Annotated in this window: 5 protein-coding genes; all 5 read left to right on the top strand. The window is 70.3% G+C overall.

Going from position 1 to position 6767, the window contains the following annotated elements; all coding sequences use genetic code 11:
* Positions 1 to 229 precede the first annotated feature (229 nt).
* Entirely contained in the window at positions 230 to 1903 is a 1674-nt protein-coding gene (gene pgi, locus QM582_RS17385; protein ID WP_415086525.1) for a glucose-6-phosphate isomerase, read from the top strand.
* Between the two features lie 118 nt (positions 1904 to 2021).
* Positions 2022 to 2870, top strand: a complete 849-nt coding sequence (locus tag QM582_RS17380; RefSeq protein WP_415086524.1) for an ABC transporter permease — start codon at positions 2022 to 2024, stop codon at positions 2868 to 2870.
* Complete coding sequence (locus tag QM582_RS17375; RefSeq protein WP_415086522.1) at positions 2857 to 3618, top strand: ABC transporter ATP-binding protein; 762 nt, start codon at positions 2857 to 2859, stop codon at positions 3616 to 3618. Before QM582_RS17380 ends, QM582_RS17375 begins: the two co-directional genes overlap by 14 nt.
* 65 nt (positions 3619 to 3683) lie before the next feature.
* Positions 3684 to 5018: a Gfo/Idh/MocA family oxidoreductase gene (locus tag QM582_RS17370; protein ID WP_415086520.1), complete on the top strand. Its 1335-nt coding sequence runs from the start codon at positions 3684 to 3686 to the stop codon at positions 5016 to 5018.
* Positions 5019 to 5028: 10 nt separating this feature from the next.
* Positions 5029 to 6767: CDP-glycerol glycerophosphotransferase family protein (locus QM582_RS17365; RefSeq protein ID WP_415086518.1), on the top strand; the 1739-nt coding region annotated here is incomplete at its 3' end.

Below are 6767 nucleotides of genomic sequence, written 5' to 3'. Positions count from 1 at the left end.
GCTCAAGGAAGCGCTGATCAATGCTGTTCCGAGCGAGGACGTGCCCGGCGGGCGATCTGCGGCCCCCAAATCTTGCGCCGTACGTCCAGTACGCCCACAAGATCCGGGGGCCGCAGCTCATCCCGCCGGGCACGTCCTCGCTCGGAACAGCATTGATCAGCGCTTCCTTGAGCGGGAGATCCTGGCGTTTGCGGTGAACCGCGGCGCCGGCCTGGTTAGGCTGCGTGTCATGCAGACTCCCGTTGACCCGACCACGACCGACGCGTGGCAGAAGCTTCAGAAGCTTCACGACGAGTTCGTCCCCGACCTGCGCGGCGCCTTCGCCGCCGACCCCGAGCGCGCCTCCCGCTACTCGTTCCCGGCGGCCGAGCTGTACGTCGACCTGTCCAAGAACCTGATCGACGACGCGGTGCTGGACGCCCTGGTCCAGCTGGCCGACGAGGTCGGGGTGGCCGCCTACCGCGACGCCATGTTCGCCGGCGAGCGGATCAACGTCACCGAGAACCGGTCGGTGCTGCACACCGCGCTGCGGCGTCCCAAGGGCGACGTGCTCGAGGTGGACGGCGTCAACGTGGTCGACGAGGTGCACGAGGTGCTGGACGCCATGTACGCCTTCGCCGAGCGGGTCCGTTCCGGCGAGTGGGTGGGTGTCACCGGCAAGAAGATCAGCACCATCGTCAACATCGGCATCGGCGGCTCCGATCTGGGCCCGGTGATGGTCTACGAGGCGCTGAAGCCGTACGTGGCCCCCGGCCTGCAGGCCCGCTTCATCTCCAACATCGACCCCACCGACGTGGCCGAGAAGACCAAGGACGTCGACCCCGAGACGGTGCTGTTCGTGGTCGCGTCGAAGACCTTCACCACGCTGGAGACGCTGACCAACGCCCGGATGGCCCGGGACTGGCTGCTCGGCGCGCTCACCGAGTCCGGCGCCATCGACGGCTCCGACGCGCAGCGCGCGGACGCGGTCGCCAAGCACTTCGTCGCGGTCTCCACCGCGCTGGACAAGGTGGAGCAGTTCGGCATCGACCCGGCCAACGCGTTCGGCTTCTGGAACTGGGTGGGCGGCCGCTACTCGGTGGACTCCGCGGTCGGCCTGCCGCTCATCCTGACCCTCGGCCCGGACAACTTCGCCGACTTCCTGGCCGGCTTCCACGCCATCGACGAGCACTTCGTCAGCGCCGATCCGAAGCAGAACGTCCCGCTGCTGATGGGCCTGCTGAACATCTGGTACGTGAACTTCTTCAAGGCCGGCTCGCACGCGGTGCTGCCCTACGCCCAGTACCTGCACCGCTTCGCCGCCTACCTGCAGCAGCAGACCATGGAGTCCAACGGCAAGGGGGTGCGGCTGGACGGCTCCCCGGTGACCACCCAGACCGGCGAGGTGTTCTGGGGCGAGCCCGGCACCAACGGCCAGCACGCCTTCTACCAGCTGATCCACCAGGGCACCCAGTTGATCCCCTGCGATTTCATCGCGGTGGCCAACCCGGCGCATCCGATCAAGGACGGCGGCGTCGACGTGCACGAGCTGTTCCTGGCCAATTTCTTCGCCCAGACCAAGGCGCTGGCCTTCGGCAAGACCGCCGACGAGGTGCGGGCCGAGGGGACGCCGGAGCCGATCGTCCCGGCCCGGGTGTTCCCGGGCAACCGGCCCACCACGTCCATCATGGCGCCGGCGCTGACCCCGTCGGTGGTGGGCCAGCTGATCGCCCTCTACGAGCACATCACCTTCACCGAAGGCGTGATCTGGGGGATCAACTCCTTCGACCAGTGGGGGGTCGAGCTGGGCAAGCAATTGGCCCTGCAGATCGCCCCGGCGGTGGCCGGCGACGCCGACGCCCTGGCCGCGCAGGACCCGTCAACCAAGAATCTGGTCGGCTACTACCTGCAACACCGGTCCTGACGTTCGCGTGCCCGCGTCCGTCCGAGCCGGGCGCGGGCTCGCCACGGTTTGTCTTTCGGGTGGCTAGAATCTGGATGTTTGTCCACCGTGGCCCGCAGCGAGAGGAAGCCGAACGTCGATGAGTCTGGCTGACTACGCCGCCCAGCACGGTCTGCATCGGGTGGGTGCGCGCCCTCGGCTGCTGAGCTATCTCAAGCAGGCCTGGGATCGACGAGACTTCCCGCTCGCGATGGCCCGGTTCCGGATCCAGGCCAGCCAGCAGCGCAACCGGCTGGGCATGCTGTGGCTGGTGCTGCAGCCCTCGCTCAACGCGCTGGTCTACGGCGTGATCTTCTACTGGCTGCAGACCGGCGGCAACCGGCCCCCGGACTATCCGGCGTACATCGTCATCGGCGTCTTCCTGTTCGACTTCTTCTCCAAGTCGCTGAGCAACGGCGCCAAGTCGATCACCGGCAACCGCGCGCTGGTGCAGTCGCTGGCGTTCCCCCGGATCACCCTGCCGATCGCGGTGGTGCTGGAGAACTTCATGGCGCTGATGCCGATGCTCGGGGTGATGGCGCTGGCGCTGGTGCTGCTCGGGCATCCGCCGGCCTGGGACTGGCTGCTGATGGTGCCGCTGCTGGCCCTCTACACGCTGTTCAACTGCGGTGTCGCGATGATCGCCGCCCGGCTCACCGTGCACGTCCGCGATCTCACCCAGATCCTGCCGTTCGTGAACCGGATCCTGTTCTACACCTCCGGCGTGCTGTTCGCGGTCGACCGGATCTTCAGCTCCCACCCCTGGGTGGTGCAGGTGTACGACTTCCATCCCCTCTATCAGGTGCTGCAGATCGCCCGCGGACTGCTGATGAACGCGGGGCACTACTCGCTGCACTACTGGGCCTATTTCGCGCTCTGGTCGGTGCTGGTGTTCGTCGTCGGGCTGCTGTTCTTCTGGGTCGCCGAGGAGCGCTATGGCCGAGACTGAATCCGCCGGACGCCAGCCGGTCGTGGTGGTCGACAACCTCCACGTGAAGTACCGGGTGTTCGCCGGGGGCCGGACCGCCGAAGGCGCCGCCGGCCGTTCCGGGCTGCTCACCCGGGCGCGCGGCGTCCGGACCGTGCACGCCCTCAAGGGCGTCACCTTCACCGCCTACCAGAACGAGTCGATCGGCGTGATCGGCCACAACGGTTCCGGCAAGTCGACCCTGATGCGGGCGATCACCGGGCTGACGCCGCCGGAGTCCGGCGCGGTCTACGCCGCGTCGCGTCCGAACCTGCTGGGCGTCGGCGCGGCCCTGCTGCCCGACCTGTCCGGCGAGAACAACATCATCCTGGGCGGGCTGGCGCTGGGCTTCTCCAAGAAGGAGGTGCTGCAGCTGCGCGACGAGATCGTCGAGTTCGCCGAACTGGAGGAGTTCATCGACCTGCCGATGCGCACCTACTCCTCCGGCATGCAGGCCCGGCTCAAATTCTCCATCGCCACGGCGAAACAGCACGAGATCCTGATCGTGGACGAAGCGCTGTCGGTGGGCGACAAGGGCTTCCGGGCCCGCAGCGAGGGCCGCATCCGGGAGATCCGCCAGAACGCCGGCACGGTCTTCCTGGTCTCGCATTCGATGGGCTCGATCGCCGACACCTGCGAGCGGACGATCTGGATCCATCGCGGCGAACTGCGCATGGACGGCCCGACCGGCGAGGTGATCGAGGCCTACCAGGGAGCCAAGGGACGGTGACCGAGGGCTTGTCCGGCCGGCGCCCGACACGCTCGGCAGCCGCGGCCACCGAGCAGGGGGGCGGAGTGCGCGTCATCACCTACGGCACCTTCGACCTCTTCCACGAGGGCCACCGGCGGCTGCTGGAGCGGGCCAGGGCGCTCGGCGACCACCTGATCGTCGGCGTCACCACCGACAGCTACGACAACTCCCGCGGCAAGCTGAACGTGACCCAGGACGTCCTGGAGCGGATCCGCAACGTGGAGAACACCGGCCTGGCCGACCAGATCATCGTCGAGGAGTACGAGGGCCAGAAGATCAGCGACGTGCAGAAGTACGACGTGGACATCTTCGCCATCGGCTCCGACTGGCAGGGCCACTTCGACTACCTGCGCGACTACTGCCAGGTGGTCTACCTGGAACGCACCAAGGGCGTCTCCAGCACCCAGCTGCGCAACGCCGAGGGGGTGATCTCGCTGGGCATCGTGGGGGCCGGCCGGATCGCCCGGCGGATGGTCGCCGAGGCCCGGTTCGTCAGCGGGGTGAGCGTCGAGGCGGTGTACAGCCGGACCTTCGAGCGCACCCAGGCGTTCGCCGACGAGCTGGAGATCGGACGCGCGCACCGCAGCTACGACGAACTGCTGGACGGGGTCAGCGCGGTCTACGTGGCCAGCCCGCACCACGCCCACGTGGAACACGTCCGGCGGGCCATCGACCGGGGCCGGCACGTGCTCTGCGAGAAGCCGCTGGCGCTCACCCGCGCCGAGGCCGACGAGCTGTTCGCGCGGGCGGCGGCCGCCGACGTGGTGCTGATCGAGGCGATCAAGACGGCCTTCGCGCCCGGTTTCGAGCGGATGGTCGGGGTGGCCCGCAGCGGCTCGATCGGCGAGATCCGCTCGGTGGACGCCACCTTCACCAAGCTGGTCCGGCACGGCCGGGAGCTCCGGGCCCCGGACGGCGGCAGCATCTCCGAACTGGCCACCTATCCGCTGCTGGCCATCGTGAAGCTGCTCGGCACCGGCTACGACACGATCAGCACCCACTCCTACCGGCCGGCGGACTCGGCGGTGGAGCTGTTCTCCCGGATCGACCTGAACTTCCCGCACGCGATCAGCTCGGCCCGCATCGGGCTGGGGGTGAAGGCCGAGGGCGACCTGGTGGTGGCCGGCACCCGCGGCTACCTGTACGTGCCGGCGCCCTGGTGGCTGACCGAGTTCTTCGAGGTGCGCTTCGAAGACCCCCGGCACAACAAGAAGTTCTACGCCACCTTCGACGGCGACGGCCTGCGCTACGAGCTGGCCGAGTTCTGCACCATGATCAGGTCCGGACGCCGGGAGTCGTTCCGGTTGCGGGCGGCGGAGTCGATCGCCATCGCCGGCATCATCGAATCGGCCCGGGCCGCCGCACACACCTTCGGCTGAACGGATCGCGATGCCCTCGATCAGCGCCCGCCTGACCCGCATGGTGCCCGCCAATCTGCCCGTCCCGGAGCCCGAGGGGCTGATTCGCGCGGTGCGCGGCACGGCCCCGCGCTGGGCCGCTGCGGTGGCCCCGTGGTATCCGGCGGTGACGGTGCTGGGGCTGACCGCCCTGGCGCTGGCCGTGCTGGGCGGTTGGCTGGGCCTGGGCGTGCTCGGCTTCCTGGCCGCCGTCGTCGGCGACCTGGCCGCCGCGTCCGTCCGGACGCCGCTGGCCGCGGTGCTCACCCTGAGCGGCTGGTCGCCGCAGGTCCGGGCCCTGGTGCGGGAGCTGCTGCTGGTCGCGCTGCTGGCCGTCGCGGCGCCCGGCCTGGTCGGCGCCTTCGTGGCCACCGTCGCCGTGCTGCAGCTGTGCTGGCTGGCCTTCGGGGCGCTGGTCACCACCGCGCAGCTGCGGCAGCCGATGCTGGAATACCGTCCCGGCGCCACCGAGCAGCCGGAGGCCACCCGGGCCTACGCCGCGGTCTACGGCTACGCCGCCGGGGCGCCCTACGGCTGGTTCGAGGCGGCGGCCGCGCTGCTGGCCCTGCTCGGCGCCGGCCTGGCCGGGGTCGCCGGACAGCTGGCGGTGATCGCCGGGCTGCTGGTGGTGTCCGCGGCCCGGGCGCTCGGCGTCCGGCGGGCGACCGCGCTGGCCAGCGCGGCGCAGCAGCGGTTGGCGCAGGCCGTCGAGGCGTCCGGAGCCACCGCAGTGGCCTACCTGTCGGCCGGGGCCGGGCAGGCGAGATATCTGCTCAACCAGTGGCTGGCGCCGTTGGAGGCGCTGCCCGAGGGGGCGGTGGTGGTGGTCCGCGAGGCCAGCCAGCTGCCGGTGATCGAGGCGACCGACCTGCCGGTGCTGTACGCCCCGCACGGCCGCAACCTGGAGCGCGCGGTGCCGTCGTCGGCCCGGGTCGCCTTCTACTTCGCCAACAGCGGCAAGAACATCGACCTGCAGCGGGACGACCGGCTGCGGCACGTCTTCCTCGGGCACGGCGACAGCGACAAGGCGACCAGCGCCACCCCGATCGCCCGGATCTACGACCAGATCTGGGTGGCCGGCGAGGCGGCGGTGGACCGCTACCGGGCCGCCGGGGTGCAGATTCCCCGGGAGCGCTTCGCGATCGTCGGACGGCCGCAGATCGAGGGGCTGCGGGTGGGGCCGCTCGGGCAGCGTCCGCCCACCGTGCTCTACGCGCCGACCTTCGAGGGCTACTACGAGCAGACCGACTACTCCTCGCTGGAGGCGATGGGGCCGGCGTTGGTCCGGGCCCTGATCGCCCGCGGCGGCGTCCGGGTGCTGTTCAAGCCGCACCCGTCCACCGGTCTGCACCGGCCGGGCATGCGGCTGGCCCGCGACGAGGTGAACGCGCTGGTGCGGCAGGCCGGCGGGGTCTGCGCCGACGACCGTCCCGGGCTCACCCTGCTGGACGCCTTCGACGCCGCCGACGTGCTGATCGCGGACGTCTCCAGCGTGGTCAGCGACTTCCTCTACACCGGACGCCCGATCATCGTCACCAACCCGCGCGGCTACCCGGCGGAGGAGTTCCTGGCCCGCTTCCCGGGGCAGGCCGGCAGCTACCTGCTCAGCGACGCGGGCGAGCTGGACGCCCTGCTCGGCGACGCGCTGACCGGCGACTCGGCCCGGCAGCGGCGTGCCGCGGTCGCCCGGCACGTGCTCGGCGAACACCCGGGCGGGCCGACCCGGTCGTT

It is taken from the genome of Micropruina sp. (assembly GCF_047607385.1).
Lineage (GTDB): Bacteria > Actinomycetota > Actinomycetes > Propionibacteriales > Propionibacteriaceae > Micropruina.
This window is presented reverse-complemented; position numbering and strand designations above follow the sequence as displayed.